Raw genomic sequence first — 25,771 nt, forward strand, 5'->3', positions numbered from 1 at the left:
CAGTTCTGGACTGCCGATATCAGAACTGGTTGGCGATGCCAAACCGGAAATTCTCAACCTTGTCGTAGTCTTCCTTGAGAACCGGCACAGCATAGTCAACGCGGATGACGCCGAACGGTGACGACCAGATCAGACCAGCACCGAGCGATGCACGGATCGAGTTGTCATTGTGAAGCGTATCGCCGAAGAGATTCGCCTTGTTGCCGTAGAGCGTGCCTGCGTCAGCGAAGGCTGCGATACGCAGGCCGATATCCTGGGGAACACCCGGCATCGGCATGCTCGCTTCAGCCGAAGCTGTGAAGTAGGTCGTGCCACCGAGCGGATCGCCATGCGACGAACGCGGACCGATACCGGCATTCTCGAAGCCGCGGATTTCACGGCCGCCGAGCGTGAACTGATCGAAGACGTTCAGCTTACCATTCGTCGGCATCACGTAGCCGGCACCCACCGTCAGCGAGCCGATGATATCGGCTTCGTCGCTGATCATCTGGTAGTAACGAGCCTTACCGCTCAACTTGTAGAAATCAGAGTCGCCGCCGAGACCCGCAAATTCATGCGTGAACTTGGCGATGAGGCCTTCGCGCGGAAGATTCTGATCGTCCAGCGTGTTGTAGGTGAAGGTCTGCGAAACCGTCGACTGTACCCACGGACCGTTCTCGACGAGATTGAGATACGGAGCCGAAAGATTGTTCTGCCAATCGTTCGTGCCGTCGTAGGTCAGGCGCTTGTAGTTGTAGCGCAGGGTCGTCGCCAGGTTCTCGGTGATCGGCGCGGTAACGCGCAGCGAGAAGCCTTCTTCCGAATAATCGTAGTAATCGTCGCTCGACGTCTGGTTCTTGAAGATATCGAAACCGGCAGCCAGACGATAACCGAGGAAATAAGGCTCGGTGAACGAGATGTTGTAGGTACGATTACCTTCCGTACCGGCACCTGCAGCGAGACGGATGTACTGACCGCGACCGAGGAAGTTCTTTTCTTCGACCGAGGCTTCGAGAAGCAGGCCGCCATTGTTGCCGACGGCGTAACCGGCGCCGATACCGAAGGAGCCCGTCGGCTGATCTTCGACGTTGACGATGACGACGACGCGGTCCGGAGCGCTGCCCTGAGCCGTCGAGATGTCGACCTTGGTGAAGTAGCCGAGCGCGTCGAGGCGGCGCTTCGCGCGCGTGATCATTTCCTGGTTGAAGGCATCGCCTTCGTTCAGGTCGAACTCGCGGCGGATGACGTAGTCGCGCGTGCGGGTGTTGCCGCGGATTTCGATGCGCTCGACATAGGCGCGCTCGCCCTGGTCGACCAGATATTCGATGCCGATGGTGTGACCGGACAGATCGCGGTTACCGCGTGGCGTGATGCGGGCGAATGGATAGCCAGCAGCCGCGACGCGCTTGGAAATGTTCTCGATCGACGTCTGGATATCCTTGGCACTGTAGACATCGCCCTTGTGGGTGATGACAAGGCCCTTCAGTTCGTCGGCATTGATGCCTTCGACGGTCGAGATGACGTTGATGTCGCCGTAGGTGTAACGCGGACCTTCGTCGACATTGAAGTTCAGCGTGTATTCGTTGTTCTGCTCGTTCAACGTCGCATCGGCGCTGACGACGCGGAAATCGGCGTAACCATGGTTATAGTAGAACTGACGCAGCTGATCCTGGTCGCCCTGCAGGCGCTCGGGGCTATAGACGTCCTTGCGCGTCAGGAACGACAGGAAGTTGCTCTTCTTCGTGCTGATGACCGAAGCAAGGCGACCACTGCCATAGGCCTGGTTACCCGAGAAATTGATCTTGTCGATCTTGGTGCGATCGCCTTCGTTGATGACGAAAGCCACGTTCAGGCGGCCCGGCGCGACCTCGGCGGTCTGCGTCGTTACCTGCACATCGTTACGACCGATGGATGCATAGGCATCCTTGATGGTCTTGACGTCAGCCTGGACGGTCGCCTCGTTATATGGGCCTGCCGCATGGGTCTGGACGATCCCCTGCAGCTTGTCATCCTTGATCTTTCGGTTGCCGTTGAAGACCACGGCGTTGATGAGCTTGTTTTCGCTGACCGATACGACCAGCGTGCCGCCCGAAACGGTGATGTGGACATCGGAGAAATATCCGGTGGCATAAAGCTGCTTCACCGAAGCGTCGATATCACTGGGGGAGAAGCTCTTACCGGGCTTAATGGTGATATTGTCCCGGACAGCCGTCTCACCGACTCGCCCAGCTCCGCGAACGTCAACCCGCTGAATAACAGCTGCTTCCGCGACTGAAACAGAGGCAAGGGTGATCACACCAGCGCCCGACGCAACAACACCTGCAGACAGCGCTACCGCCGACACTGCGTTCAAAAATTTTGAACCAGCCTTCATTTCACTTCTTACCTTTTTTCAATCGTCCCCAGCCCCGGGCGAACCCGATTCCGGCCACGTGTGTCGTTTTACCCGCTTTTGACATACAAGCAAGGGAGCACGTTAATTTCTGTTTACTTCATTTCAAAGCGTGGCCCATTCGCCACTACGGCTTTGAAACATCGTAAATAAATCGTAATTTCCTCTCGTCGCCCCACTAGCCTATTCTGGAACTAATATCGTTCCAGGTCGCAAACACCATGAGCGAGAGCACCATCGCAAATCCAATCCGGAAAGCGATATCCTGCGCCCGTGCACCCAAAGGTTTTCCCCTTACGGCTTCAATCGCATAGAACATCAGATGCCCGCCATCAAGTACCGGGACCGGCATCAAATTTAATAACCCTATTGAAACAGAAAGTATGGCGGCGAATTGGAGCACCGCCGCAAAACCCAGGGTTGCCATCTGCCCCGAGAGTTGTGCAACCCGAATCGGCCCGCCGAGCTGATCGGCCTTCATGTATCCGCCGATGACGTTGCCAATATATTCGAACGTGCCGGAAACGATGCTGCCGGTCTGCTTCACACCTTCGGTAAGCGCCTGCAGCGGCCCGTAAGCCTCGTAACGCAGCCTGATCGGCTTCTGGCCATCGCTGATGCCGATCGTGGCAATCTCCGTCCGTGCGCCGAAGACATCAGTCTCCTCCGACTTTTTCGGTGTCACCGTTAGGTCGCGCGTCTGGCCGTTACGCTCGATCGACAGCGCCATGGGCTTGTCGGCATGAGCAGCCGCATAACGCTGCACTTCGCCGATGGAGCCGATCTCTCGTCCATCCACAGAAAGAATGCGGTCACCAAGTTCGAGGCCCGCCGTCTGAGCCGGACTGTCGGAACCGATCGATGCAATCAGGGGATCGATCGGTGCAATGCCGATGCTGCCGACATCCTTCTTGTCTCCGGATGCGTCCGTATCCGTCAATGTCGCGGTCACGATCGGCAAATCGCGGATCACGCCATCGCGCTGGATGGTCAGCACGATGCTCTTGCCGGGGCGCTCGGCGATATAGCGGCCGATATCGTAATAGGTAGCGGCATTATTGCCATCGACGGCAATCAGACGGTCTCCCGCCTGCACACCGGCCTTTGCCGCCGGCCCGGCCGGTTCCACCGCAGTCACCACCGGATCGACAAGTGCAATACCGATACGACCCATTTCCATCTTGTTGCCGAACTGATCGGTGTCCTCGACCAGTTTCGGAACGATCCGAAAATCGCGATTCTGGCCATCCCGGTCGACGGTCAGCACGATAGTGCGGCCGGGGCGCAGGCCAACATAGCGCTGCACCTCGTCGAAAGTCGTCACCTTGTTGCCATCGACGGCAATCAGGCGGTCGCCTGGCTCGATGCCGGCCTCCGCGGCCGCACCGTCGCGCGTCACCATCGCAACGACGGGATCGGCGACCGTGCGGCCGTAAACGCTGAAGAGGACTGCGAAGATTGCAATGGCGAGGAGGAAATTGGCGATCGGTCCGGCCGCAACGGTTGCAGCCCGCTTCCAGAGCCTGGCTCCAGCGAAGGATTGGGCGCGCTCCTCCTCCGTCATGGCGGAGAGCTGATCCACATCGGTCTTGCTGGAGGCGTCCTCGTCGCCGAAGAATCGCACATAACCGCCGAGTGGAATAAGGGAAAGCTTCCAGCGGGTGCCGTGTCTGTCGGTAAATCCGGCAATCTCCGGCCCGAAGCCGATCGAAAAAGCCATAATGCGGATGCCGGACCAGCGGCCGACCAGATAGTGGCCCATCTCGTGCACAAAAACGAGCAACGACAGCACAAAGACGAATGTGATGACGTTGTTCGTCAAGAAACCGATGAAGCCAGCCGCGCTACCCATGCAACGATCCTGTTCGTGTTAGAGCGGTTCAGCTTTCTCGGAAGCTCTGAGCCACCCCATCTTTCTGTTTTCTCGCAATTCCGAATGGAAAACCGCTGCACGCTTTTCCTGGAATTGCTCTTGTATTCAGACCCCGAGCAGAACGCCGCCCAATGAAAAGGTCTCGCCGCTCATTGTCAGCGATATTACGATAGCCAACAAAAACGCTGCAAAACAAGCAAAAATTAGTCCATCGACCCGATCCATGACGCCGCCATGCCCGGGAATCAGATGGCTGGAGTCTTTCACGCCAAACTTGCGCTTGACGAACGATTCGAACAGGTCGCCGATCTGACTGCAGACGGAAAGCACCAGGGCAAGAAGAGGAATCCACAGGTCCTCGGCTGAAAAGAAGCTCCAGACCACCGCCGTTCCCGCGATGACAGCTGCGATAGCACCACCGATGGCGCCCGACCAGGTCTTGCCCGGCGATATGCTCGGCGCGAGCTTCGGCCCGCCGATAGCGCGGCCGACGAAATAGGCAAAAATATCCGTCGCCCATACCGTTGCAAAGACGAACAGCATCAACACAAAGCCGCGAAAATCGTCATCGCGGATCTCGGCAAGGGCAATTGCCGTCAATCCGGAATAGAATATGCCGCCCGGCAGCCACCAGCTCTTTCCACGTATGGCGACCATGATCGCGGTGACGGCAACGAAAGCGGCCAGAACCTCGATGGAATAGACGGATTCGCTCAATGCCGTCGCACCGGCGATCAATACCAGCCCAAGCCAGCCTAGCGCGTTTCCCTGAGGGTCGCGGCCATGCAGGTCCGATATCGTCGACCATTCATAATAGACGAGCAGGCCGATCACGGCGGCCAGCAGGCGAAAACCCGAACCGCCATACCAGGTAGCCACGAGAACGATAACGGCAAGAATAATGCCGGAAATAATACGCAGCCTGAGTTCGTGGCTCATTACGACCCCACGGCCGCCGCCGGCTTGACGGAAAGGCCGCCAAAGCGCCGGTCGCGCGCGGCATATTTCTCCAGCGCTGCAAAGAAAAGGTCGCGACTGAAGTCGGGCCAGTATTCCGGCATGAACATGAATTCCGAGTAGGCAGCCTGCCAGAGCAGGAAATTCGAGAGCCGCTCTTCGCCGCTCGTACGGATAATGAGATCCGGATCGGGAATGCCAGCAGTGTCCAGACGGGCATCGACCAGCTCCGGAGTGATATCCTGCGGGCGCAGCCGCCCGGCCTCGACATCTTTTGCAAGGCCGGCAAAAGCACGCGTGATTTCGTCGCGCGAGCCGTAGTTGAAGGCAATGACCAGCGTCAGGGCCGTATTGTTCCTGGTGGTCTCCTCCGCCTCGATCAGCAAGGGCAGGATATCGCCGCGCAGGCCGGTGCGATCGCCGATGACGCGGATACGCACATTCTGCCGATGAAGCTCGGCAAGGTCCCGCCGAATAAACGCCTTGAGGAGGCCGAGGAGATCGCTCACCTCGGCTTCGGGCCGGCGCCAATTCTCCGAGGAGAAGGCGAATAGCGTCAGATATTTTATGCCGATATCGCCGGCCGCCCGCACCGTCTCCCGAACCGCCTCCACGCCCTTGCGGTGGCCCATGGTGCGCGGCAGGCCGCGCGCATTGGCCCAGCGACCGTTGCCATCCATGATGATGGCAACGTGTTCAGGAACAACAGAGAACGTAGGAGCTGACATATGGGTCCAGTTTCGTTCGGCAGAAAGATGCTCTGGCCTCGTAATCTAGGGCGCCGTCGCCGCTTTCAATATTGTAAAAATCGAAAGCGCGACATTCCCCGGCGTACGATCAGACCTGCATGATTTCCTTTTCTTTGTCGGCTAGCAAGCGGTCGATTTCCGAAATCGTCTCATCCGTCATCTTCTGCACACGTTCAGAGAGAGAGCGGCTTTCGTCCTGGCCGATTACGCCATCCTTTTCGGCCTTTTTGAGGCCATCCATGCCATCGCGACGGACATGGCGAATCGCCACTTTCGCCTTTTCCGCGTATTCATGGGCAACCTTCACCAGCGAACGGCGGCGCTCTTCGTTGAGTTCCGGTAGCGGGATGCGCAGGTTCTGACCATCGACGATCGGATTGAGGCCGAGATTGGATTCGCGGATGGCGCGCTCGACGGCGCCGACCATCGACTTGTCCCACACCGACACGGTCAGCATGCGCGGTTCCGGTACGGTGATGTTGGAGACCTGGTTCAGCGGCATGCGCGAGCCATAGGCTTCGATCGTGACCGGATCGAGGATGTTGGCGGATGCGCGCCCGGTGCGCAGTGAGGCAATGTCGCTCTTGAATGCCGCAATGGCGCCATCCATACGGCGCTTCAGTTCCTTGAGATCGCTGGCTTCACTCATGTCTATGCTCCCCTGTAATGAGGCGACACCGGGGCTGACCCGACGTCACAGGAATGTCAGTTGTCTGATACGATGGTCTTGCGGCCGCCGCCGGTCAAGATTTCCGCGAAGCCGCCCTTCTCGTGAATGGAGAAGACGACGATCGGAATGGAATTTTCGCGTGCAAGTGCCACGGCGGCCACATCCATGACAGCCAGCCCCTTTTCGAGCACCTGGCTATGGGTCAGATGGTCGAAGCGCTCGGCATCGGGGAATTTCTTCGGATCGGCCGAGTAGATGCCATCGACCTGGGTTCCCTTGAAAATGGCTTCAGCGCCCATTTCGGCAGCGCGCAGTGCTGCGGCAGAATCGGTAGTGAAGAACGGATTGCCGGTGCCGCCGGCAAAGATCACCACGCGACCGAGCGAGAGATGATAGAGCGTGGCGCGCTGCGAGAAGCTTTCGCAGATTTCCGGCATGGAGATGGCCGAGAGCACCACGGTATCGATATCGAGCTTGCGCAGCGAAGTCGCAAGCGCCAGCGCATTGATGACCGTGCCGAGCATGCCCATGTGGTCGCCGGTCACGCGGTCACCGCCCTTGGAGGCCACGGCAACGCCGCGGAAGATATTGCCGCCGCCGACCACGACGCCAACCTCGACACCCATTTCGCGCGCCTGCGCGATGTCACCGGCAATTCGGTCCGCGACGGTGACATCGATACCAAAACCCTGGCTGCCCATCAGAGCTTCACCAGAGGCCTTGAGCAACACGCGCTTGTAGATCGGCTGGGACATCGTAGCTCCTTGAAGTGATCACCGGGGGAATGATTGTGAATGCCGGATACACGAAGGGCACCGCGTTGTCACGCGATGCCCATACGTTTTCCCTGATATGGTTTCACCAAACCGGGATGTGTCTCTTTTCGACCGTGCTTTTCCGCACTTCTTCGAATTGCGTAAAAACCCTATCGTTTTGTTTCCTTACGCATTCCGGACGGAAAACCGCTACGCACTTTTCCTGGAAATGCTTAAATCAGCCCTTGGCGACCGCTGCAACTTCGGCAGCGAAGTCGCTTTCTTCCTTTTCGACGCCTTCGCCGAGCAGCAGACGGGCCATGCCGACGACTTCGATCGGGGCGCCGGCAGTCTTTTCAGCTTCCTTGATGGCAGCTGCGACCGTCAGGTCCGGGTTGATGACGAAAGCCTGCGAGAGAAGAGCGACTTCCTCGAAGAACTTGCGCATGCGGCCTTCGACCATCTTTTCGATGATGGCTTCCGGCTTGCCGGATTCGCGGGACTGCTCGATGAAAACGTTGCGTTCGCGCTCGGCGACTGCAGCATCGACTTCTTCGGCGCGGATAGCCAGCGGGTTGGTCGCAGCAATGTGCATGGCAACCTGGCGGCCGATCGACGTCAGAACGGCCTTGTCGCCGACCGACTTCAGGGCGACGAGAACGCCGAGCTTGCCGATGCCGTCGCCGGCAGCGTTGTGGATGTAGGTCGCAACGACACCGTGCTCGACTTCCAGCTTGGCTGCACGACGGAGCGTCATGTTCTCGCCGATGGTAGCGATCGCGTCCTTGATGGTGTCGGCGACCGGCTTGCCCGAAGCCGGGTAGGTCGCAGCAGCAATAGCCTCGACGGTGCCGTCGGTGGACAGCGCAACTTCGGCGACGCCGCGAGCGAGGTCCTGGAAGGCATCGTTGCGGGCAACGAAGTCGGTTTCGGAGTTGAGCTCGACGACAACAGCCTTATGACCGGCGCCGGCAATGGCGATCAGGCCTTCAGCGGCGGTGCGGCCGGACTTCTTGTCGGCCTTGGAGATGCCCTTGGCGCGCAGCCAGTCGATCGCGGCTTCGATATCGCCGTTGGTTTCGGTCAGCGCCTTCTTGCAGTCCATCATGCCTGCGCCAGACTTTTCGCGCAGTTCTTTCACCAGTGCAGCCGTAATCTCGGTCATAAGCTTCCTCTTGTCGGTTCATACGGTGCAGCCAGCGGCATTAAGTCGAAGCGGCACCGATTTGAGGGACGAAATGTACCCGTAAGTATGACAGCGTTATGAAGCATCGTCATACCGGGGAATTCTTGAATGGAACAAGCCTGGATTTACCGCCCAGGCAAAGCGTTATGCAAAACGCGATAAGGCCGCTCGAACTTCTTGAAGTCGCAAACGGCCTTATCCGGATGTCATTGCGCTTGGGCGGACAGTCTACTGCCCGCCTCTTGGCGCGATCAGGCTTCGGTGCCGTCCGCCAGGGTCGGCTCGACCGGAGCTTCTTCAGAAGCGCCGAGGTCGCGGCCCGATGCGCTCTGCTGGCGAGCGATGCCGTCGATGGCAGCGCGCGAGATCAGGTCGCAGTAAAGAGCGATGGCGCGCGAGGCGTCGTCGTTGCCCGGGATCGGGTAGTCGATCAGGTCCGGATCGCAGTTCGAGTCGATGATGGCAACGACCGGGATGCCGAGGCGCTTGGCTTCGTCGATCGCGATCTTTTCCTTGTTGGTGTCGATGATGAACATCAGGTCCGGCGTGCCGCCCATGTCCTTGATACCGCCGAGGGCCTTGTCGAGCTTTTCGCGTTCGCGCTCAAGGTTCAGACGCTCCTTCTTGGTGAAGCCCTGGGCTTCGCCGGAGAGGATTTCGTCGAGCTTGCGCAGACGCTGGATCGAGTTGGAGATCGTCTTCCAGTTGGTCATCATGCCGCCGAGCCAGCGCGCGTTGACGTAGTACTGAGCCGAGCGCTTCGCGCTGTCAGCTATCAGTTCGGACGCCTGACGCTTGGTGCCGACGAACAGAACGCGGCCGCCACGAGCAACGGTGTCGCTGACAACCTGCAGAGCGCGGCTCAGCATCGGAACCGTCTGGGCGAGGTCGATGATGTGGATGTTGTTACGATCGCCGAAAATGTACGGCTTCATCTTCGGGTTCCAGCGATGCGTCTGGTGGCCGAAGTGAACACCCGCTTCGAGAAGCTGGCGCATAGAAAAATCGGGCAATGCCATGCCTTTGTATCCTTTTCCGGTTGAACCTCCGCAAGGCGAACAGCATCCTCTTCGAGAATGCCACCGGGCGGAAAAATCCGGATTTCTCCCGGACAATCCCATGCCTTACGTGTGGAATGCGGGTGCCCATACATTCGATTCGCTTGGAATGCAAGGCTTTTGGATAAAAAAGCGACAGCGCCCTGCCCCTCAGCTCACCAATTTATCGAGCAGCGCCAGCATGACATTGGCATCCGGCATGGGCAATACGGCATCGATCTCAGCTGGCAGCAGGCCGGCAATGGCGCTATCGGCATCGCCGGTCGCGGTGCCGAGCGGCCCGCGGAAGCCGTGCTTGGTCCAGGCGAGCTCCTGCAATCGCGGACTGATGAGAGCCTCGATCATGCGATCGACCTGTTCGTCGATAGCGATGAGCGGATGCGCGGAATAGACGGTCGGGTGCGGATAGAGCACCACGGGCTTGGCGCTGTTGCTCGCCTGCACCCTTTTCCAGCGCTGCGGATCGGCGATGATCCATTCCACCAGCTGGTTCTCATAGCCGACGATCATCGGCTCGCCACCAATGCCGCCCGCCAGATATTGCTCGAACAGCTTGCCCGACGAGGACGATTTGAAACCCATGTTGCGGAAGATCGCCTGGGCCTTGTCCCCGAACTGAGCCAGAGCGTCTGCGCTTGCGACATTGCCGCTCAGCAGGCTGAGCACCAAGCCGGAGAACATGAAGCCGGAGTTGGAGCGATTCGGATCGGTCGACACGATTCTCGCCTGGCCATAGAGCGAGTTGACGCCGAGCTTCGACCAGTTCGTGCCGGCAAGTATCGCGTCGAGCAGCGCCTTGAGATCAAGCTGGTGCTGTCCCTCCGGCGTCGTGGTGACGAGCCCCGCCTTGGTCAACCCGTCGACGACCGGTTGCCAGGAATAGACGACGACGGGCGTATTGAGGATGACACGGTCGTTGCGGATCTTGATACCGTTCTGCCGGGCGATATCGACCATGATCGACGAGGAAGGCCAGAGAAAGGCTGGGTTCTGTGACAGAAGAGCCTGCTCTCGCACCATCTCGACGGAGCCCGCGACACGGCTGTTGATCTCGAGGCCATGGCTGTGCAGCGCCGATACCACGTCGGCATCGGCAAGGAATGCCTCTTTCTCGCCGCCGATGAAGCCGAACAACTTGGTGCTGTTGCCGAGCAGGCCCTGCAGCTCCGGCCGGTCCTTGACCGCGAAATAGCCGCCAGTCCCTGCGGCACCGGCGGCAAGAAGCCCTACTCCAAAAGCGCGGCGGGAAATGCCCATCAGCGTCCTATATCCTCTTTGAGCGAGGCCTGTATCAGGCGCAGCTCTGTATCAAGCGTATCGAGCCTGTCTTCGACCAGGCTATCGGAGTAATGCACGAAAGCGTCTTCCAGCTTGGTCAGAACGAGGCCGACCTCCTGCAGGCGTGCCGCATCCGGCTGGCGTTTCGCCTCGATCACGGCAAACCCTTCCGCCACCTCAGCCGCACGCGGCAGGTAATAGCTGAGGAAGCGCCTGACAGTGCCGGCGCTTTCCGGGTTGGCCTCCACCTTGGCGAAAACGTCGGCGGCGATCTCCGCCAGATGCCGCACCCGCCTGGCCACGTCCTTGCTGCCGATCTGTTTTGCCGATGCCTCGAGCCTCTCTGCCGCTGGTGCCGCCGTGCTCAAAAGATCACGGGCAAAATCCAGACGCCCGCGGCTGATTGCTTTCGCATCCAACCCCTCGAACAGGCGCTTGGGTGCAAGCGCGAAGATCAGGCCGACGAAAACCAGGAGGCCAATGATCGCCGCGATCCATATCGGCATGCCTGCAAGGAAGCTGAGCACAGGAACGACGATCGCGGCGGCAAGCCCCGCCACGATCCAATTCCAGTCATTGCCGAACCAGTTGCGCATTATCGTCCTAGAGCAATTCCAGCAAAGGTGCGAAGCGGTTTTGCGTCCGGAACTGCGTGAAAACAAAGAGATAGAGCATTCTGTGACTCCGTTCAGAACAGAAATGCTCTAGTTATAGCCGCGCACCGCCCGGAATGCGCTCACCAGATCGCCACGGCCGTCGAACACGCGCGCCGAGGTCTCCTGCGCAAGCGTATCGAGCTGCCGCTTGTCCGCATCGCCGAAGGTGATGCCGAACACGGGCACATGCGGGCTTACCGATGCCCAGCGGCTCATGAAATAGCCATTACCATCGTCGGATTTTCCATCCGTCATGATGACGATCGCCGGCAGGTAGGATGACAGCTCTTGCGTCGACTTCATCCAGTCGAGCGCCTTGCTTGCACAGGCATACATATCCGTACCTCCGCCCGCATGCTGACGCGAGACCCTTTCGACCAAAGTCTTCTGTTGATCGGGCCTCCCCGTCGCCTCGATCGTGGTGCGCACATTCGCATCAAAGGGAATGACCATGATGCGATCGGCGGGCGTCCATTGCGCCAGGACCTTGCCGGTCTCATCGGGATTGAACAGGAACTGCATGGCCGCCTGCAGCTGCTCTTCCCCCTTGCCCGCCATCGAGCCGGAAAAATCGAGGCAGAGAGCCGTCAGCGAAGGCTTGCGCAGCGCCACCTGATAAAGATCCAGCGCCTGGCGGATCATGGCAGGTTCCGGCATGCGGATCGCCGTCACGATCCGGGTCGGATCGAAATTCCATGTCGGGTCCGGTTTCGCGGCAATATCGGAGAGGGGAATGCGGCGGCCCGTGTCGGCGATGCGCTTCTGCACCGGCGCGGAGCGCAGATAGTCGACGAGCTGATTGAAGAAGGTCTCCACCTCCTGCCCTCGCCCGTGATCGACAAAGCCGATCGGCGAATCGGCGACGACGACGCCATCGGCGGGGTAGATGGCATAAAGCGGCTCCTTGCCCATGCCAGCAAGCTTGTCGTTGGTTTCCTTCAGGATCGCTTCGTAATTCCACATGGCGTCGTAGAGCACGCCCTTGCCGGCGGAATCCATATAGAGATCCGCAAGCCAGCCCGACGAGCCCGACGAGCGCTCGACACCGCCAAGCAGCGAACGGACTGCATTCTGGACATCCGGCTTGTCGAGATCGCCCGGCTCGATGACGGGCTTGTTGCCGAGCGTGCTCGACAGCATGGCAAGATAGGCGCTGGCGCCGGAATTGGATTGCGTGGCCGATGTCATGAGAAACTTCAGCGAGCCGCTCTTCACGGCCGCCAATATGTCCTTCATATAGACCGGCTTGCCGAGCCAGCCGAGCGCCTCGGCCTTGGATTTGCGAACGCCGAGGATGACCGGCATCTGCGCGACCGATGTCAGCGACTTCACCCGGCGCTTGGTATCGAACATATCGACCCAGACACCCGACGCCGGCCAGACGGCATCCTGCTCGACACCCTGTTCGCTCTGGAGCGCCAGGCCGATATCCAGCGTGCCCTCATAGGAGAAGCTGCAGGTCGCCTTCTTCTCCTTGCAGAATTCCTCGACGATCGGCTGCAGCACGGTGTTTTCCGAGCCGGAAATGATCGAGAATTTAGGGCCTTGCCCGCCGACATTGCAGCCTGCGAGCGCCAAGATGCCTGCCAGCATCAACCCGGTAACGAATCTGCGGATCGTCATGAATTCACCGCGCCTCGATCATTGCCTTCTTGAGGTCAATCGTCATCTTCTGCATTCGCTGCTCGGCCTCGGCCCGCTTGGCGCGGCCCTCTTCCTGCACCTTCAGCACGCCGCCGATCGTGTCGATCAGGTCGCGGTTGGCGGCAGCAAGCGTGTCGATATCGACGATACCGCGCTGCGATTGCTGTTCGATGGCGATCGCCTGGTCCTTCATCATTTTCGATGCCTGCCGGATCATGTCGTTGGTGGCGTCGGTGACCGTCTTCTGCAATTCGAGTGCCGACTTCTGCTGGGTCAGACCGAGCAGAATCACCATCTTCTGCTTCCATGCCGGCACCGTCAGCGCGGAGGTCGCCTGCAGGTTCTCGATCAGGGTTTCGTCACCGGCCTGGACGATGCGGATCTGCGGCAGCTGCTGAATGCCGAGCTGGCGCGCCTGCTGCAGATAGAAGACCCGCTTTTCCAGCCGGTCGAGGGCCTGCAGGCTGTCCTGATAGACCTGCGCCTCCAGCATGCCGCCGCCGGGATTGGCCGAGGCCGCGTCGGCGGCACTCTTCAGACGCGGAAGTTCGGTGACGCGAAAACGCTCGGCAAAGGTCTTGCCGGCCTGCACATAGGCATCGAGCTGCACGATCGATTGCTTGGTCTCCTCGTGCAGGTCGTCGAGAAGAGCGATATCCCGACGCAGGACATCCTTGTGACGATCGAGCTCGAGCCCGATGCGATCGATCTGGCCGGCTACATCCTCGAACTGTTCCTTGAAACGCTCCAGCTTGGCCCTGAACGAGGAAAACATCCGCGACAGGAAGCCCTCGTCCTTCAGAGAGGCCGGATCGAGCTTCTTCGACTTGACGATGATATCGGTCAGCAACTTGCCGACTTCGCCGAGATCGCGATTGCGGACCTCGCGCAGGATACGGTCGGAATAATCGGAAACGGCCTGCTGGGCTCGATCGCCATAGACGGAGATGCCGGCGCGGTCGGTGAGGTCGATGCTGTCGCCGATGCGGGCGATTTCCGCCGGGTCGGCTGTGACAGCCGGCAGCGTATTGTTGGAGCCGGCTGTTAGGTCGGTGTTGCTCATAGGTCGTGCTTTCTCGTCCATAGACTCGGGAGCCGACCGCAAAAATTGCCAATCGCCCCCAAGACGATGCCCCCGCGCGCCCCACTACAATTCCAGATCGAAGCAGAGAGAAGCTACGCTTACTTCTGCGTGTCGATCATTTCACACAATAGTGAAACTTGGATCACAGTTTTATGACAGAGATTTTGCACGCCGGACGAGAGTCTATTGGCACGCCTTCGTACCGAGAACTTCAAGCTTGGTGAGCTTGCCGGTCAGCACGAAGTCGCCATAGTCCATGGTGAGGTCGCGTGTTATGCCGTTCTCGTAGAGTTTAAAGGACATGCGGTAGACGGGCATGGCATCGCCCGTGGACTTTTCGTTGAAATAAGCCACGGTCACTGGCCAGAAAGGCGTCTTGGAGAAGGCGCCAGCCTTGTCGGCATCGGGATCATCGGTCGCAGGCGTCTGTTCCTTGCCGACGACGGTGGTCGCGATCAGCGGCTTGTCGCCGTCATCCGAACCATCGAAAACCTGCGCCTCGAAAAAATTCTTGCCGAGCTTCGCATTGTGGATGATGTCGAGCATATGCTCCGTCGGGAAACGGCTCTCGATGATCTGGACCTGCTTGTTGTGCGGCTGCGTAAGATCGACCTTGATGCCCTTCTGGTCGTCGCTTGCGGCGCCACGCACGTCCTTGTCGAGCTGATTGTCGGTATAGGACTTGGTCTCGAAGCGGAACAGGCGCTTGCCGAGATCCTCAAAGGTCGTCGTCTGCTGGTCGCTGACGCGCGTGGAATCACCGGTGTCGATCTTCGTCACGAAGCGGAAATTGGTGGTAAATCCGGTGCAATCTGAACCATCGAACTCATAGACCATGCGGCCGACCATGCCCGAAATGCCGGAGCGATCCGAGGCATCCTTCAGCTCAAGATCATAGACGGCACGATGCGCGATCAGCCCGCTCGGACCGGCCGCATAGGCTGCCGAAGTCCCCAGTGACAGAATGCCCAGCCCCGAAACGACGGCGGCAGCAAGACTCGAGCGGAACATTCATTATCTCCTGTTGGACTCGCATGCGATGTTATAAGAACGCTTTCGGCTGAAACGAGGCTGCCGATCCTAAGTGACGGAATTTAGTCTTGATGCCGGATTTTTGAAGTTTTTACAACAAAACGGGAGATGAAAATGTCCGACGCTATCGAGGGTCGCCTGAAGGAACTCGGCATCGTTCTGCCGCAGGCCGCGGCACCGGCCGCCAACTACGTTCCCTATGTCATCAGCGGCAATCTTCTTTATCTGTCGGGCCAGTTGCCGATGGAAAACGGCAAGATCGGGGTGACGGGCCATCTCGGCAAGGATGTGGACGTTGCGGGCGGTCAGCGAGCCGCCGAGCTCTGCGCCATCAACATTCTCGCCCAGGCAAAGGCTGCTCTCGGTGGCGATCTCGGCCGGATCAAGCGGCTGATCAAGCTGAACGGCTTCGTCGCCTCGACGCCTGATTTCGTCGAACAACATCTGGTGATCAACGGCGCCTCCAATCTTCTGGCAAACGTATTGGGCGAAGCCGGCAAGCATGCCCGCGCCGCCGTCGGCATGGCAGCCCTGCCGCTCAATGCGGCCGTCGAAATCGACGCCATTCTGGAAATCGCCTAATGAGCAAGCTCGCCTGGTTGACCGAGCGTCCCGTCGCCCATCGCGGCTATCATGACATGAACAAGGAAGTCTGGGAGAACACACTCTCGGCCTTCAGCCGCGCCATCGACGCCGGTTTTGCCATCGAATGCGATCTGCATTACGCCTCGGACGGCGTTCCGGTCGTCTTCCATGACGACGATCTGCAGCGCGTCTGCAATCTGCCTGGCGAAGTGCGCGAGCGCACCTCGGCCGAACTGGGTCTGCTGTCGGTCGGCGGTACCAAGGATAAGATCCCGACGCTCAAGCAGCTCCTGCGGCTCTGCGATGGCAAGGTGCCGCTCGTGCTGGAGCTGAAGGGACGCGAGGGCGATGACGATGGCTTCGCCGAATCCGTGCTCGAAGTGCTCGAAGGCTACAAGGGGCACGTGGCGCTGATGAGCTTCGACCATTGGCTGCTCAAGGACCTTAAAAGCCTGGCAGCGCCCTACCCGGTCGGCCTTACGGCTGAAGGAAACAAGCCTGAGACATTTTTTCAGCATGACGAAGCCATGCATCTTGGGCTAGACTTCATCTCGTACTTCTACGGCCACCTGCCGAACCCCTTTGTTACGGCGCAACGCCAGCGCGGTATTCCGGTCATCACCTGGACCGTGCGCGACGAAGCGGCCCGCAAACATACATTTGCCAATGCAGACCAGATGACCTTCGAAGGTTTTGATCCGCGCCTGGCCTCGTAAATCGGCATCGATCGAAGGAGAGGCTTTGCGCATACCAGCGCATTTCCGTTTCAAACGGAATTATGGAAATACGCTGTTTCTTTTGTTTGAACGCAATTCCGGACGCAAAACCGCTACGCACTTTTGCTGGAATTGCTCCAAATTGCCGCTGCGCCGACAATACGCCCCTCGGGCGGGTGGCGCAGCGGTGAGAGCCCCTCCCTTCCTTCCAAGCGCAAGACCTTGATGACAGACGAATTATCCATTCGAGTCGAACGATCCTTCAAGAATATCGCCCCGGAGAGCTGGTCCAAGCTGGCCGGAGCGTCGAGAGCCGGCGGCATCCTACCCTACAATCCCTTTGTCTCGCACGCCTTCCTCTCATCGCTGGAGGAATCCGGTTCCGCGACCGACAAGACGGGCTGGCTCGGCAATCACCTGCTGCTGGAAAAAGATGGCGGCGAGTTGCTCGGTGCCATCGCCGGCTATCTGAAGAGCCATAGCCAGGGAGAATATGTCTTCGACCATGGCTGGGCCGACGCCTTCGAGCGGGCCGGCGGCCGCTATTATCCGAAGCTGCAATGTTCCATCCCGTTTACGCCTGCCACCGGGCCGCGGCTGCTGGTTGCCGAAGGACACGACCGAAGCGTCATGCAGCCGGCGCTGGCCGAAAGCTTGAAAGAGGTCACCCGGCAGCTCGGCGTTTCCTCCGCGCACATCACCTTCCTGCCAGAAGATGAGGCTTCGGTCTTTGAGGGCGATGGCTATCTGCATCGCACCGACCAGCAGTTTCACTTCATCAACGAGGGCTATGCCGATCACGATGCCTTCCTGGAGACGCTGGCATCCCGCAAGCGCAAGGCCTTGAAGAAAGAACGGCGCGCGGCAGTCGAGCACGGCATTACCATCGACTGGCTGACCGGCAGCGATCTCACCGAAAACATCTGGGACCAGTTCTTCGCCTTCTATATGGATACGGGCAGCCGCAAATGGGGCCGCCCCTACCTCACCCGGAAATTCTATTCGCTGATCGGCGAGCGCATGCCTGACGATATTCTGCTCGTCATGGCGAAGCGCGAGGGACGTTACATCGCCGGCGCCATCAACTTCATCGGCGGCGAGACGCTGTATGGCCGCCATTGGGGCTGCATCGAGGATCATCCCTTCCTGCATTTCGAAGTCTGCTATCACCAGGCAATCGATTTTGCGCTCAGCAAGGGACTGAAGCGCGTGGAAGCCGGCGCGCAGGGCGAGCACAAGCTGGCGCGCGGCTATCTTCCCGTCATCACGCATTCCGCGCATTATATCGGCCATCAGGGCCTACGGCGCGCCGTTGCCGATTACCTGAAGCATGAGCGGGAGCAGGTGGAGGAGATGAGCGAAATCCTTACCGAGCACAGCCCCTTCCGCAAGGGTGAGCGACAGGATATCTAGCCGTTCGGCATAAACACAAACGCAAGACGAGGAGACACTGGATGACCAGCCCCGCCTATGACGACAACAATATCTTCGCAAAGATCCTGAAAGGCGAGATCCCTTCCTACCGCGTCTACGAGGATGAGCACACCGTCGCTTTCATGGATGTGATGCCGCAATCGCCGGGCCATACGCTGGTCCTGCCGAAATCCCCTTCCCGCAACATTCTCGACGCCGATCCCGCCGCGCTGCAGCAGGCGATCATCGTGGTACAGAAGATCGCTGTCGCCGTGCAGGAGGCTTTTGACGCCGACGGCGTCTATATCGCTCAGTTCAACGAGCCGTCTGCCGGCCAGACCGTGTTCCATCTGCATTTCCACATAATCCCGCGCCTTGAAGGCGTGGCCCTGAAGCCGCATTCGGGCAAGATGGAAGACGGTGCCGTGCTGGCTGAAAACGCCAGAAAGATCATCGAAGCACTGGCCTGAGCTGGAGACGCATATGATTCGCCATACCGTCGCCTTTCGGCTGAAACATGCAGCCGGCTCGGCTGAGGAAGCCAGCTTCCTCAAGGACGCCCTTGTTCTCAAGAAGATACCGAGCGTACGGAATTTCGAGCAGCTTCGCCAGACCAGTCCGAAGAACGATTTCACCTTCGGCTTCTCGATGGAGTTCGATGATCAATCGGGCTACGACGCCTATAATGTCCACCCTGATCACGTCGCCTTCGTGAGGGATCGCTGGTTACCTGAAGTCGCAGCCTTCCTCGAAATCGACTACACCGAGCTCTAGCTTCTCATTAGAATATCAAAATAAGCATATAAAAAGGCTGCATTGTTTCCAATGCAGCCTTTTATTTTTCTCATGCAGCCACTCGGCGGCTACTTGCGCGGAACCTTCGGAACCGTGCCGCCCTTGCGCGGCGACTTGCCTTCCGACTCGTCGCTTGATGTCGAGGCCTTGGCCGAGCGGCGGCTATCGGCTGCCGTTGCAGCCTTGCCGACGCGGGTTCTGGCCTTGACGGTGGTATCGCCGTCATCCTCTTCCACCTCGACATGCTGTTCGCCGACCTCGGCCTCCGGCTTCGGCCGGATCGGCGCGGTATCGGCGGTGGCGTCGAGCAGGATACCGGTCGAGCCGTCTTCCTTCTTGCCGACCGTAACGGTGACGACGCCGCCCTTCTTCAGCTTGCCGAAAAGGATTTCGTTCGCCAGCGGCTTCTTGATGTTTTCCTGAATGACACGCGCCAGCGGACGGGCGCCCATCTTGTCGTCGTAACCCTTCTCGGACAGCCATGCGATGGCGTCCTCGTGCAGGTCGAAGGTAACGTTCCGTTCGGAAAGCTGCGCTTCCAGCTGCATGATGAACTTCTGCACGACCTTGTGGATAACGGTCGTCGGCAGCGGCGCGAAGGGAATGACCGCATCCAGACGGTTGCGGAATTCCGGCGTGAACAGGCGGTTGAGCGCCTCTTCATCCTCGCCCGTACGCTTGGACGAGCCGAAGCCGATGGCAGCCTTGGCCATTTCCGAAGCACCCGCATTGGTCGTCATGATCAGGATGACGTTGCGGAAGTCGATCTTCTTGCCGTTATGATCGGTCAGCGCGCCATGGTCCATGACCTGCAGCAGGATATTGAAGATATCCGGATGCGCCTTCTCGATTTCGTCGAGCAGGACCACACTGTGCGGATGCTGATCGACGCCATCGGTCAAGAGGCCGCCCTGATCGAAGCCGACATAGCCGGGAGGTGCGCCGAGCAGACGGGAAACCGTATGACGCTCCATGTATTCCGACATGTCGAAGCGCAGCAGCTCGACGCCCAGCGACGAGGCAAGCTGCTTGGCGACTTCCGTCTTACCGACACCGGTCGGGCCGGAGAAGACGTAGCAGCCGATCGGCTTGTTCGGCTCGCGCAGACCCGCACGAGCGAGCTTGATCGAGGTCGACAGCGCTTCGATGGCCGTATCCTGGCCGTAGACGACGGAACGCAGTTCCTGTTCGAGGTTGGCAAGAACCATCTCGTCATCCTTGGAAACCGTCTTCGGCGGAATGCGGGCCATGGTTGCAATCGTCGCTTCGATCTCCTTTTCGGTGATCAGCTTGCGGCGCTTGGACGGCGGCAGCAGCATCTGGGCGGCACCCGTCTCGTCGATCACGTCGATCGCCTTATCCGGCAACTTGCGGTCGGAGATATAGCGAGCCGACAGCTCGACAGCCGTCTTGATGGCGTCGTTCGAGTAGCGCAGGTGATGATACTCTTCGAAATAGGGCTTCAGGCCCTTCATGATTTCGATGGCATCCTCGATGCTCGGCTCGTTGACGTCGATCTTCTGGAAGCGGCGGACGAGCGCCCGGTCCTTCTCGAAGAACTGACGGTATTCCTTGTAGGTGGTCGAACCGATGCAACGGATCGCGCCTGAGGACAGGGCCGGCTTCAGCAGGTTCGATGCATCCATCGCGCCGCCTGACGTGGCGCCTGCACCGATGACAGTGTGGATCTCGTCGATGAACAGCACCGCGCCCGGATATTCTTCGAGCTCCTTGACGACCTGCTTCAAGCGTTCTTCGAAATCGCCGCGATAGCGGGTGCCGGCCAGCAGCGTGCCCATATCGAGCGAAAAGATCGTGGCATCGGCCAATGCTTCGGGAACCTTGCCCTCGACGATCCGCTTGGCGAGGCCTTCGGCAATCGCCGTCTTGCCGACGCCAGGGTCGCCGACGTAGAGCGGATTGTTCTTCGAGCGGCGGCACAGCACCTGAATGGTGCGGTTGACCTCAGAGTTGCGGCCGATCAGTGGATCGATCTTGCCGTTCTTGGCCTTCTCGTTGAGGTTGACGCAATAGGCCTTCAGCGCGTCCTGCTGCTTCTTGCCATTGCCCTCCTCCTGCTCGCCGCGGGAGGTCGGCTTGCTTTCGGATTCGCTTTCCTCGGCGCCGCGCGGCGTGCGGGTCTGGGAGGAACCCGGGCGCTTGCCGATGCCGTGGGAGATATAGTTGACCGCGTCGTAGCGGGTCATTTCCTGCTCCTGCAGGAAGAATGCAGCGTGGCTTTCCCGCTCCGCGAAAATCGCGACGAGAACATTGGCGCCCGTCACTTCCTCGCGGCCGGAAGATTGTACGTGGATCACGGCGCGCTGGATGACACGCTGGAAGCCGGAGGTCGGCTTCGAGTCCTCATCATAGCCCGTGACCAGATTGGAGAGTTCATTATCGACGTATTCAGTCAGAGTCTTACGGAGCGCGTCGAGATCAACATTGCACGCGCCCATGACAGCTGCGGCATCGGCGTCGTCTACCAGCGCCAAAAGCAGATGTTCCAGCGTGGCATACTCGTGATGCCGCTCGTTCGCGTAGGTCAGTGCCTGATGCAGCGCCTTCTCAAGACTAGGCGAAAATGTTGGCACGTTCAGATCCTCACTTCTTTTCCATAACACATTGCAGCGGATGCTGGTGCTGCCGGGCAAAGTCCATCACCTGGCTCACCTTCGTTTCGGCTACTTCATATGTATATATCCCGCATTCGCCCACGCCGTGGTTGTGGACATGAAGCATGATGCGGGTGGCACTTTCGAGATCCTTTTGAAAGAAACGCTCCAGGATATGGATCACGAAGTCCATGGGCGTATAGTCGTCATTCAGAAGCAGCACGCGGTATAGATTGGGTTTCTTGGTTTTGGGCTTGGTGCGTGTAATCACCGAGGTCCCGCGATTTCCGTTGTCCCCGTTCCTTTCGCTATTGTTTTGCATCCGGATCGGCTCAGCGATCATTTCATTCATTCCTCAAATCATCCGGCAGAAGCTATCGCATTCCGACTTGGCATTAGGTTGGGTTCTTCACTTGGTCGGGCCGGATATCCGAACCTCTAACTTAGTTCATATTGGCGTGATTTTAAGCCCCTTGCGGGACACTGCAATCACAATTCGCTGACAAACGGGGCTGCGGTCAAAAAAGTCGCTGCATATCGCCACGTCCGGTTCCGCGCGCCAAAACGCAAAAGACCGGCCACGAATCGCGTAGCCGGTCTTTCTGGAAATTTTGCCTTTCGGCGAAAGTTTAAGCGGCGGTCGCCGTTGCTGCTGCCTTGCTGGCAGCCTTCGTTGCAGCCGCAACGGGCGCTTCGTAAGGCTTGTACGCATTCTTGGCGAGATCGGCATACATTTCGCCGAGCTTGGTGGCTTCGGCGACGAAGTTTTCGTAGGAGGACTTCACGTAGCTGCTCTGCAGTTCGAAGGCAGCTTCGAAGCTCTTGACGCCGGCGAGTGTTTCGAAGTGCGCAACGCCATCCTGGAAAGACTTCTTGGAGTATTCAGCGGCTTCGGCAGCAATTGCCTGAAAGCCCTTGGTGACATCGGAATAGCTCTTCAGCGCCGTGTCCATGGCTTCCTTGCCCTTCTTGTTCGCTTCATCGAAATTGAACATGCTTCTCCGTCCCTTGTTGGCCGGCCGGCGGCCGGTTTACAGGGATAAAGGTTAAATGCGGCGCACAATTAGTCAAGTAGTCTTGTGCGTCGCAATATCACCTTTCAGTTGCATTTCGAATGACAACGCGGTGTCGATGATAATGAATGCGCCGCATCATTCTGTTTTTCCTAATATATATCATTCCACCTGCAACCACAGGCTTTGATTAAAATATTGGCATTTGGGCAGAAAGAAGCCGTGAGAGATCAGAACGGCAGCGGAATGATCAAATGGGCAAATGCCAAAGAAAAAGACCGTATTTCAACGAAATACGGTCCGAATATTCGATCACTATACGAGACCGATATAATTAGAGATCGACGTCCAGAATGGCCATCGAGAAATTATAGGAGCGGTCGCCATCTTCGTCGTCGATATAGACGACACCCAGGAACTCTTCGCCAAGATAAACTTCAGCCGAATCGTTCTTGCGCGGGCGGGCCTTCACCACGACCTGCGGATTGAACGTGCGCTTGAAATAGGCGTCGAGTTTCTTGATTTCTTCAGGCTTCACAATGCTTCTCCGTGAGGATCTCGGTTGGCCGCTTCTTGCATAGGAAAAGCGGCGGTGTAAAGACCGGAACCGCGCATAGCTATCCAGCGACAGCGCAAACCTCCGAAAATCGAACTGGAATTTCCTAGATTCCTGCACCCATAATCTGATCCACGACCAGTTGCTCGGCAAGCAGCTGATCCATCGAGCGAGATGGCTCGGAACACCCTGCTTCTCCGACCACCTTGGCCGGAACGCCGGCAACGGTCGTCTTGGCCGGCACTTCCTTCAGCACTACGGAGCCGGCGGCAATGCGCGAGCAATGACCGATCTGGATATTGCCGAGGATCTTGGCCCCCGCACCGATCAAGACGCCGTGGGCGATCTTCGGATGGCGGTCGCTGCCTTCCTTGCCGGTGCCGCCAAGCGTCACCCCGTGCAGGATCGAGACGTTATCGCCGATCACGGCCGTTTCCCCTACGACAAGACCGGTCGCGTGATCCAGGAAGATGCCCTTGCCGATGCGCGCGGCGGGATTGATATCCGTCTGGAAGACGCTGGAGGAGCGGCTCTGCAGATAGAGCGCGAAATCGCGGCGGCCGCGATTATAGAGCCAATGCGCGAGGCGATGCGTCTGCAGCGCATGGAAGCCCTTGAAATAGAGGACCGGCTCGAGGAACCGCAGGCAGGCGGGATCGCGATCGTAGACGGCCTGGATATCGACACGGAGGATCGACCCCCATTCCGGCCAGTCGGCGAGCATTTCCTCAAAGGTCTGCCGCAGGAGAATGGCCTGCAGGTCCGGATGGTCGAGACGCTCGCAGATGCGATAGATCACGCATTCTTCCAGCGAACGGTGATTGATGATCGTCGAATAAAGGAAAGCGGCAAGGAGCGGGTCCTTTTCGGCAGCGGCGCGTGCTTCGTCGCGCATGCTGTCCCAGATCGGGTCCATGACCTTCACTGCGCCCAAGCCTTCTACCTGGCGAATATCCGTTGCTGCGACCATTGGCGGTCTCCCGATTTTCTGTCAGGGCTGCATTATATAGAATAAAAGCCACACAAGACAAATGGGTTGGTTGGGCATGAGTTTCGAGCATGACTTTGCTGGTGGTTTCATTCGCGCGACGTGCAGTGATGCGATCGGTACGATCACCATCAACAACCCCGGCCGAAAGAATGCCGTGACGGCTGCCATGTGGCGTGCCATCCCGCAAGCCGTACGCATTCTGACCGATGAAGCGCACGCACATGTCATCATTGTCCGCGGCAGCGGCGTAGATTTTTCCGCCGGCGCCGACATCAGCGAATTCGACAGCGTGCGCAAGAATTCCGAGACCGCAGTCGCCTACGAAGCACTGAACAGCCAGGCTTTCGAGGCTATCCGTCACTGCCGCGTGCCGACGATCTCTGCGATCCGCGGCATTTGCTATGGCGGCGGCTTTGGGCTGGCCGCCGCCTGCGATCTTCGAATCGCTGAACGGGGCGCGCGATTCTGCGTGCCTGCCGTCCGCCTCGGCATCGCCTATCCCGCCGACGCCGTGCAGGACATCGTCAACGCGCTCGGAGCGCAGATGGCGAAGGTCACGCTGTTCACCGGCGCGCCCATGCCTGGCGAGAAGATGGTGGCCGCCGGCTTTCTTCTGGAGGAAATCGAGGCGGAGGCGTTCGATGGCGAAGTCTCCGCCCTCGCCCATGCGATCGCCGCCAATGCGCCGATCGCGCTGCATGCCTCGAAACTCGCGATCCGCGCCGTCATCGAGCAGAACGGCGACCTGCTGCGCGAGGCGGAAGTGATCGGCGCCGAGACGTTCGATAGCGCCGACTATGTCGAGGGCCGCGCTGCCTTTGCAGAGCGGCGGAAGCCGCATTTCACCGGCAAGTGACTCAGCTCTTGCCGAGACGCTGATAGAATTCGAGAACCGCAGCCTTGAAGATCTTGTCGCCGACGGCAAGCATGTGATCGCGGTTCGGGATGTCGATGGCCTCGGCGTTCGGCATCAGTGCAGCCAGTTCCTGCCCGGAGCCGGCGATATCGTCCTTGGTGCCGACGGCGATCAGGGTCGGCACATCGATCCTTGCCACATCCTCCCTCGACGCCAGATCGCGTGAGCCTTGGATGCACGCGGCCAGCGCTTGCCGATCGCTTTTCGTCTGTTCGGCAAAGGCGCGGAACATGCGCCCGCGTGCATGGGTGACATCATCGAGCGACGGTGCCACCAGCGCATCCGCAATCGGATCCCAATCGCCGACGCCCTCGACCATGCCAATGCCAAGACCGCCGAGAACCAGCGAGCGGACGCGATCCGGATGAGCGATCGCCATGAAGGTCGAAACACGGGCACCCATGGAATAGCCCATGACATGCGCTTCAGGTATGCCCAGATGATCGAGGAGTGCCACGGCATCCTCGGCCATGATCCATGGATGGTAGACATCCGCGTCGTAAAGCTTGTCGCTCATACCGTGGCCACGGTTATCGATGGCAATCACGCGATAGCCCGCTTCTCCGAGTGTCTTCAGCCAGCCCGGATTGACCCAGTTGGCAATCGCCGTGGAAGCGAAGCCGTGAATCAGCAGCACCGGCGGGCCGTTCGGATCGCCGTCGTCGAAAAAGGCAAGCTTCAATCCGTCTCTGATAAAATGGGACATCGGGGGAGCATTGAGATTCATAGCGTCGTCTTCACAAACTGGGTCCTGTTGGCGCCGGACCATATTTTATCGGCGATATCAAATGAACCCTATGCCTGCGAAAATCTCTGCATCAAGCCGGACTTTCGCACTACACAATCGGGAAGAAGGAT

At 59.0% G+C, this 25,771-nt stretch carries 25 protein-coding genes; 6 read left to right on the plus strand and 19 right to left on the minus strand.

The features are described 5' to 3' along the window. Positions 1 to 19 precede the first annotated feature (19 nt). The 13 genes from bamA to GA0061103_RS23875 all read right to left on the minus strand — a co-directional run bounded on the left by bamA (position 20) and on the right by GA0061103_RS23875 (position 15,292). Entirely contained in the window at positions 20 to 2,353 is a 2,334-nt protein-coding gene (gene bamA, locus GA0061103_RS23815; RefSeq protein WP_092715541.1) for an outer membrane protein assembly factor BamA, read from the minus strand. Positions 2,354 to 2,549: 196 nt separating this feature from the next. Continuing rightward, on the minus strand, positions 2,550 to 4,223 hold the full coding sequence (gene rseP / locus GA0061103_RS23820) for an RIP metalloprotease RseP (protein ID WP_092715543.1): 1,674 nt from the start codon (positions 4,221 to 4,223) through the stop codon (positions 2,550 to 2,552). 126 nt (positions 4,224 to 4,349) lie between these two features. Beyond that, positions 4,350 to 5,183 carry a phosphatidate cytidylyltransferase gene (locus GA0061103_RS23825; RefSeq protein ID WP_092715545.1) on the minus strand — a complete coding sequence of 278 codons (834 nt, stop codon included), beginning with the start codon at positions 5,181 to 5,183 and terminating at the stop codon, positions 4,350 to 4,352. After that, positions 5,183 to 5,929, minus strand: a complete 747-nt coding sequence (locus GA0061103_RS23830; RefSeq protein WP_092715547.1) for an isoprenyl transferase — start codon at positions 5,927 to 5,929, stop codon at positions 5,183 to 5,185. Before GA0061103_RS23830 ends, GA0061103_RS23825 begins: the two co-directional genes overlap by 1 nt. Before the next feature lie 109 nt (positions 5,930 to 6,038). Next, on the minus strand, positions 6,039 to 6,599 hold the full coding sequence (gene frr, locus GA0061103_RS23835) for a ribosome recycling factor (RefSeq protein WP_092715549.1): 561 nt from the start codon (positions 6,597 to 6,599) through the stop codon (positions 6,039 to 6,041). A 56-nt stretch (positions 6,600 to 6,655) separates the two neighbouring features. Continuing rightward, positions 6,656 to 7,375 carry a UMP kinase gene (pyrH, locus tag GA0061103_RS23840; RefSeq protein WP_092715550.1) on the minus strand — a complete coding sequence of 240 codons (720 nt, stop codon included), beginning with the start codon at positions 7,373 to 7,375 and terminating at the stop codon, positions 6,656 to 6,658. Positions 7,376 to 7,613: 238 nt separating this feature from the next. After that, positions 7,614 to 8,540: a translation elongation factor Ts gene (gene tsf / locus GA0061103_RS23845; protein ID WP_092715552.1), complete on the minus strand. Its 927-nt coding sequence runs from the start codon at positions 8,538 to 8,540 to the stop codon at positions 7,614 to 7,616. Between the two features lie 272 nt (positions 8,541 to 8,812). Then, positions 8,813 to 9,580, minus strand: coding sequence for a 30S ribosomal protein S2 (gene rpsB, locus GA0061103_RS23850; protein WP_047633284.1), 768 nt, complete (start codon positions 9,578 to 9,580; stop codon positions 8,813 to 8,815). 189 nt (positions 9,581 to 9,769) lie between these two features. Continuing rightward, positions 9,770 to 10,876 carry a substrate-binding domain-containing protein gene (locus GA0061103_RS23855; protein ID WP_092715554.1) on the minus strand — a complete coding sequence of 369 codons (1,107 nt, stop codon included), beginning with the start codon at positions 10,874 to 10,876 and terminating at the stop codon, positions 9,770 to 9,772. Further along, positions 10,876 to 11,493 (minus strand): 5-bromo-4-chloroindolyl phosphate hydrolysis family protein, encoded by a 618-nt coding sequence (locus GA0061103_RS23860; RefSeq protein WP_092715556.1) that lies wholly within the window; start codon positions 11,491 to 11,493, stop codon positions 10,876 to 10,878. The genes GA0061103_RS23855 and GA0061103_RS23860 overlap by 1 nt, the downstream gene beginning before the upstream one ends. A 108-nt stretch (positions 11,494 to 11,601) precedes the next feature. Beyond that, positions 11,602 to 13,176 carry a VWA domain-containing protein gene (locus tag GA0061103_RS23865; RefSeq protein ID WP_092715558.1) on the minus strand — a complete coding sequence of 525 codons (1,575 nt, stop codon included), beginning with the start codon at positions 13,174 to 13,176 and terminating at the stop codon, positions 11,602 to 11,604. A 4-nt stretch (positions 13,177 to 13,180) separates the two neighbouring features. Continuing rightward, positions 13,181 to 14,260, minus strand: a complete 1,080-nt coding sequence (locus tag GA0061103_RS23870) for a toxic anion resistance protein (protein WP_092715560.1) — start codon at positions 14,258 to 14,260, stop codon at positions 13,181 to 13,183. 204 nt (positions 14,261 to 14,464) lie between these two features. Beyond that, complete coding sequence (locus GA0061103_RS23875) at positions 14,465 to 15,292, minus strand: cell envelope integrity EipB family protein (protein ID WP_092715562.1); 828 nt, start codon at positions 15,290 to 15,292, stop codon at positions 14,465 to 14,467. A gap of 135 nt (positions 15,293 to 15,427) precedes the next feature. On the opposite strand from GA0061103_RS23875, the gene GA0061103_RS23880 reads away from it, so the two are divergent. The 5 genes from GA0061103_RS23880 to GA0061103_RS23900 all read left to right on the plus strand — a co-directional run bounded on the left by GA0061103_RS23880 (position 15,428) and on the right by GA0061103_RS23900 (position 18,801). Beyond that, positions 15,428 to 15,895, plus strand: coding sequence for a RidA family protein (locus GA0061103_RS23880; RefSeq protein WP_092715564.1), 468 nt, complete (start codon positions 15,428 to 15,430; stop codon positions 15,893 to 15,895). Next, on the plus strand, positions 15,895 to 16,614 hold the full coding sequence (locus GA0061103_RS23885) for a glycerophosphodiester phosphodiesterase (protein WP_092715566.1): 720 nt from the start codon (positions 15,895 to 15,897) through the stop codon (positions 16,612 to 16,614). The genes GA0061103_RS23880 and GA0061103_RS23885 overlap by 1 nt, the downstream gene beginning before the upstream one ends. 225 nt (positions 16,615 to 16,839) lie before the next feature. Beyond that, positions 16,840 to 18,027: a GNAT family N-acetyltransferase gene (locus GA0061103_RS23890; protein WP_092715568.1), complete on the plus strand. Its 1,188-nt coding sequence runs from the start codon at positions 16,840 to 16,842 to the stop codon at positions 18,025 to 18,027. Between the two features lie 41 nt (positions 18,028 to 18,068). Next, positions 18,069 to 18,497 carry an HIT family protein gene (locus GA0061103_RS23895; RefSeq protein ID WP_092715570.1) on the plus strand — a complete coding sequence of 143 codons (429 nt, stop codon included), beginning with the start codon at positions 18,069 to 18,071 and terminating at the stop codon, positions 18,495 to 18,497. Between the two features lie 13 nt (positions 18,498 to 18,510). Then, the gene (locus GA0061103_RS23900; RefSeq protein ID WP_092715572.1) at positions 18,511 to 18,801 is read left to right on the plus strand and encodes a Dabb family protein; all 291 of its coding nucleotides are present in this window, start codon (positions 18,511 to 18,513) and stop codon (positions 18,799 to 18,801) included. An 89-nt stretch (positions 18,802 to 18,890) separates the two neighbouring features. On the opposite strand, the gene clpA is transcribed toward GA0061103_RS23900, so the two are convergent. The 5 genes from clpA to cysE form a co-directional block, all read right to left on the minus strand. Further along, positions 18,891 to 21,416 (minus strand): ATP-dependent Clp protease ATP-binding subunit ClpA, encoded by a 2,526-nt coding sequence (gene clpA / locus GA0061103_RS23905; protein WP_092715574.1) that lies wholly within the window; start codon positions 21,414 to 21,416, stop codon positions 18,891 to 18,893. Between the two features lie 10 nt (positions 21,417 to 21,426). Then, entirely contained in the window at positions 21,427 to 21,780 is a 354-nt protein-coding gene (gene clpS / locus GA0061103_RS23910; protein ID WP_069612294.1) for an ATP-dependent Clp protease adapter ClpS, read from the minus strand. Between the two features lie 286 nt (positions 21,781 to 22,066). Beyond that, positions 22,067 to 22,432 carry a phasin family protein gene (locus tag GA0061103_RS23915; protein ID WP_075852495.1) on the minus strand — a complete coding sequence of 122 codons (366 nt, stop codon included), beginning with the start codon at positions 22,430 to 22,432 and terminating at the stop codon, positions 22,067 to 22,069. Between the two features lie 352 nt (positions 22,433 to 22,784). Next, positions 22,785 to 22,988 carry a DUF3126 family protein gene (locus GA0061103_RS23920; RefSeq protein ID WP_015339784.1) on the minus strand — a complete coding sequence of 68 codons (204 nt, stop codon included), beginning with the start codon at positions 22,986 to 22,988 and terminating at the stop codon, positions 22,785 to 22,787. A gap of 124 nt (positions 22,989 to 23,112) precedes the next feature. After that, positions 23,113 to 23,976: a serine O-acetyltransferase gene (cysE, locus tag GA0061103_RS23925; protein ID WP_092715576.1), complete on the minus strand. Its 864-nt coding sequence runs from the start codon at positions 23,974 to 23,976 to the stop codon at positions 23,113 to 23,115. 76 nt (positions 23,977 to 24,052) lie between these two features. Here cysE and GA0061103_RS23930 point away from each other — a divergent pair, with 76 nt between their 5' ends. Continuing rightward, complete coding sequence (locus tag GA0061103_RS23930) at positions 24,053 to 24,853, plus strand: enoyl-CoA hydratase-related protein (protein WP_092715578.1); 801 nt, start codon at positions 24,053 to 24,055, stop codon at positions 24,851 to 24,853. A 1-nt stretch (position 24,854) separates the two neighbouring features. Here GA0061103_RS23930 and GA0061103_RS23935 read toward each other — a convergent pair whose 3' ends face one another. Further along, positions 24,855 to 25,640: an alpha/beta fold hydrolase gene (locus GA0061103_RS23935; protein WP_092715580.1), complete on the minus strand. Its 786-nt coding sequence runs from the start codon at positions 25,638 to 25,640 to the stop codon at positions 24,855 to 24,857. Between the last annotated feature and the right edge of the window lie 131 nt (positions 25,641 to 25,771).

This window comes from Martinezella multihospitum (assembly GCF_900094585.1).
Taxonomy (GTDB): domain Bacteria; phylum Pseudomonadota; class Alphaproteobacteria; order Rhizobiales; family Rhizobiaceae; genus Rhizobium; species Rhizobium multihospitium.

Bases quoted from the DNA above. Each gene is read 5' to 3' on its own strand.
- clpS (WP_069612294.1), bottom strand. From the start codon at position 21,780: ATGATCGCTGAGCCGATCCGGATGCAAAACAATAGCGAAAGGAACGGG.
- GA0061103_RS23875 (WP_092715562.1), bottom strand. From the start codon at position 15,292: ATGTTCCGCTCGAGTCTTGCTGCCGCCGTCGTTTCGGGGCTGGGCATT.
- GA0061103_RS23895 (WP_092715570.1), top strand. From the start codon at position 18,069: ATGACCAGCCCCGCCTATGACGACAACAATATCTTCGCAAAGATCCTG.
- GA0061103_RS23855 (WP_092715554.1), bottom strand. From the start codon at position 10,876: ATGGGCATTTCCCGCCGCGCTTTTGGAGTAGGGCTTCTTGCCGCCGGT.
- GA0061103_RS23830 (WP_092715547.1), bottom strand. From the start codon at position 5,929: ATGTCAGCTCCTACGTTCTCTGTTGTTCCTGAACACGTTGCCATCATC.
- GA0061103_RS23860 (WP_092715556.1), bottom strand. From the start codon at position 11,493: ATGCGCAACTGGTTCGGCAATGACTGGAATTGGATCGTGGCGGGGCTT.
- tsf (WP_092715552.1), bottom strand. From the start codon at position 8,540: ATGACCGAGATTACGGCTGCACTGGTGAAAGAACTGCGCGAAAAGTCT.
- GA0061103_RS23930 (WP_092715578.1), top strand. From the start codon at position 24,053: ATGAGTTTCGAGCATGACTTTGCTGGTGGTTTCATTCGCGCGACGTGC.
- GA0061103_RS23935 (WP_092715580.1), bottom strand. From the start codon at position 25,640: ATGAATCTCAATGCTCCCCCGATGTCCCATTTTATCAGAGACGGATTG.
- frr (WP_092715549.1), bottom strand. From the start codon at position 6,599: ATGAGTGAAGCCAGCGATCTCAAGGAACTGAAGCGCCGTATGGATGGC.
- rpsB (WP_047633284.1), bottom strand. From the start codon at position 9,580: ATGGCATTGCCCGATTTTTCTATGCGCCAGCTTCTCGAAGCGGGTGTT.
- GA0061103_RS23865 (WP_092715558.1), bottom strand. From the start codon at position 13,176: ATGACGATCCGCAGATTCGTTACCGGGTTGATGCTGGCAGGCATCTTG.
- GA0061103_RS23880 (WP_092715564.1), top strand. From the start codon at position 15,428: ATGTCCGACGCTATCGAGGGTCGCCTGAAGGAACTCGGCATCGTTCTG.
- GA0061103_RS23890 (WP_092715568.1), top strand. From the start codon at position 16,840: ATGACAGACGAATTATCCATTCGAGTCGAACGATCCTTCAAGAATATC.
- bamA (WP_092715541.1), bottom strand. From the start codon at position 2,353: ATGAAGGCTGGTTCAAAATTTTTGAACGCAGTGTCGGCGGTAGCGCTG.
- GA0061103_RS23870 (WP_092715560.1), bottom strand. From the start codon at position 14,260: ATGAGCAACACCGACCTAACAGCCGGCTCCAACAATACGCTGCCGGCT.
- GA0061103_RS23915 (WP_075852495.1), bottom strand. From the start codon at position 22,432: ATGTTCAATTTCGATGAAGCGAACAAGAAGGGCAAGGAAGCCATGGAC.
- GA0061103_RS23825 (WP_092715545.1), bottom strand. From the start codon at position 5,183: ATGAGCCACGAACTCAGGCTGCGTATTATTTCCGGCATTATTCTTGCC.
- pyrH (WP_092715550.1), bottom strand. From the start codon at position 7,375: ATGTCCCAGCCGATCTACAAGCGCGTGTTGCTCAAGGCCTCTGGTGAA.
- cysE (WP_092715576.1), bottom strand. From the start codon at position 23,976: ATGGTCGCAGCAACGGATATTCGCCAGGTAGAAGGCTTGGGCGCAGTG.
- GA0061103_RS23900 (WP_092715572.1), top strand. From the start codon at position 18,511: ATGATTCGCCATACCGTCGCCTTTCGGCTGAAACATGCAGCCGGCTCG.
- GA0061103_RS23885 (WP_092715566.1), top strand. From the start codon at position 15,895: ATGAGCAAGCTCGCCTGGTTGACCGAGCGTCCCGTCGCCCATCGCGGC.
- rseP (WP_092715543.1), bottom strand. From the start codon at position 4,223: ATGGGTAGCGCGGCTGGCTTCATCGGTTTCTTGACGAACAACGTCATC.